Source organism: Collinsella sp. CLA-JM-H32 (assembly GCF_040098165.1).
GTDB lineage: Bacteria > Actinomycetota > Coriobacteriia > Coriobacteriales > Coriobacteriaceae > Collinsella.
Genome location: NZ_JBBNMZ010000024.1, coordinates 1 through 1,816 on the forward strand (window position 1 = coordinate 1; position 1,816 = coordinate 1,816).

Here is a 1,816-nt window from a genome sequence, read left to right on the forward strand (position 1 = left end):
GCGAGGCTCGAGAGCGTCACCACTTACATCCAGAGGGGCAAGTCGCCGAAGTATTCGACCGTCGAGAAATACCCCGTGATCGCCCAAAAGTGCAACCAATGGAGCGGATTCTCCGTGGAAAAGGCGAGGTTCATCGACCCAGCCACCGTATCCAAGTACGCGGATGAGCGGATTCTGAAGGATGGTGACCTTCTCTGGAACTCGACCGGCCTCGGCACGTTGGGCAGGATGGCGGTCTATGACTCGGCGAAAAACAGATACGGCTGGGCCGTCGCCGACAGCCACGTGACGGTGATCAGGACGCGGGAAGATTGGCTTGATCACCGGTTTGCCTTCGCCTATTTCGCGGGGCCGTCAGTCCAGTCTGAAATTGAAGACCAGGCAAGCGGCAGCACGAAGCAGAAAGAGCTTGCGCAGGAGACGGTCAGAAACTACCTAATCCCAGTTCCGCCCCTCGCCGAGCAGCGTCGCATCGTTTATGAAGTTGACTGGCTTTTCAAAATACTTGTCTAACTGTTTTCATGACCTCGTCGAAAGGAAGATGTCATGAGAATGTTTGTACAATACTTGCAGGAAAAGGGTTATGCGGAAAACACTGTTGATTCTTATTCCTTTGCAATATGCCAGCTTATCGATAAAACTCAGTCTCTAACAAACCAGTCACTTCTTGCGCACAAAGAGTGGCTGGTTTCTTCATTCGCTCCGAAAACGGTTAACAACCGCATCGGCGCAATTAACACCTACCTTGATTTCATCGCTTTCGATGGAATCCGACTCAAAGGAGTGCGAATTCAACAGAAGCCGTTTCTCGACAATGTCATCAGCAATGAACAATACATGCAGTTAATCAGCGGCCTGAAGCAAGACGGTGATTGGTTTTGGTATTTCATCGTTCGCTTTCTTGGTTGTACGGGTGCGAGAGTAAGTGAGTTAAGACAGTTCAAAGTAGAACACGTTACCGCTGGATATATGGACATTGTTTCAAAAGGCCAGAAGCTCAGGAGAATTTGGATACCTGACTCTTTGCGTGAAGAAAGTCTTACATGGAAAGCCAAGCCAATGAATGGCCTTCTATTTCCAGGCAAAAACGACAACGCGATTACTTCGCGCGGCATATCCGTAGGGTTGAAGCGTGCCGCACTGCGCTATGGCGTCGACCAAGACGTCGTATACCCGCATTCATTTCGGCACTTGTTCGCAAAAAACTTTATCAACCGCAACCCAGATATTTCACTGCTTGCTGATCTTATGGGACACGAAAGCATTGAGACAACGCGAATCTATCTGCGGCGCACTGCCGATGAACAGCGCGCCGCGGTTGATGAAGCAGTCAATTGGTAAGAGCAAATACTTCGGTGACTCTAGAAACAATTCGTTTCTGCTCGCTGGCCGGGGGAACAGGAACTAGAGCGCGATACAGCCTGTTGTCATTGATTGCCGGATAGGCAACCCCCTTCGCGTTCTCATTGGCATTTGCATAAGAGTCAAAGCTAGGAGAAACCAAAAAGTAGAGAAGAAAACTAGGAAGGAATCCGTCTAGACATGAAAGGACAGCAAACCCAGTACTTGCGATGGGCTTAATATTAAAATCCTTATCTACGATACAGGCATTATGCAAATAAGGGCGGACGGTCGCATAGAGCACATCATTCTTTGCGACTAGCTTTCTTGCTCGTGAGGGCGCGTCAGCTGCATTTATAACAGTTTCTTGTCCGAGCTTTTGGTTCACATTGTCAATCGACGAGATGTCGATATAGGCAAAACGCGCCTCAGGCCTCTTCTGCCCGCGATTCAAGACAAGAGACCCTAAACGACG

The 1,816-nt window shown here is 49.3% G+C and carries 3 protein-coding genes; 2 read left to right on the top strand and 1 reads right to left on the bottom strand.

What is annotated here, in order from left to right; all coding sequences use genetic code 11:
- Positions 1–513, top strand: a 513-nt coding sequence (locus tag AAA021_RS09445) for a restriction endonuclease subunit S (protein ID WP_192934321.1), incomplete at its 5' end; no start/stop codon positions are given.
- Positions 514–546: 33 nt separating this feature from the next.
- A complete protein-coding gene (locus AAA021_RS09450) occupies positions 547–1,341 on the top strand; it encodes a tyrosine-type recombinase/integrase (protein WP_006235246.1) in 795 nt (264 codons plus the stop codon).
- Here the strand turns inward: AAA021_RS09450 and AAA021_RS09455 are convergent.
- Positions 1,331–1,816 (bottom strand): restriction endonuclease subunit S (locus tag AAA021_RS09455; protein ID WP_192919620.1); only part of this gene is annotated, 486 nt, incomplete at its 5' end. The genes AAA021_RS09450 and AAA021_RS09455 overlap by 11 nt on opposite strands.